1 protein-coding gene is annotated in these 274 nt (G+C 38.7%); it reads right to left on the bottom strand.

Annotated elements, in window-relative coordinates; genetic code table 11:
- Positions 1–274, bottom strand: a 274-nt coding sequence (locus ETC27_RS17955; protein WP_240724966.1) for an MnmM family RNA methyltransferase, incomplete at both ends; no start/stop codon positions are given.

Below are 274 nucleotides of genomic sequence, written 5' to 3'. Positions count from 1 at the left end.
CCGAGGCAAATAACCTAAGTTAAAAATAGCAGCTTTTACAGAATCCTTGACATATTTATCAATACTCTCATGGCCATCTAAGATTAACTTGGCTTCTAGTTTTTTTTCTTGCAATAAAGCTTGGGTTGAAACTAAGGCTTCCTTTTGCACATCAAAGGCATATACCTTATCCGTCAAACCTGCAAGAAAAGCTGTATCCCAACCATTCCCCATGGTCGCATCAACGACCACATCACCAGACTTAATTGTTTTAGATAACATCTGATGTGCCATC

Origin of the sequence: Onishia niordana (genome assembly GCF_004798965.1) — a bacterium.
Classification (GTDB): Bacteria; Pseudomonadota; Gammaproteobacteria; order Pseudomonadales; family Halomonadaceae; genus Onishia; species Onishia niordana.
Note: the sequence above shows the minus strand (reverse complement) of the source record. Positions and strands in the feature narration are given on the sequence as shown.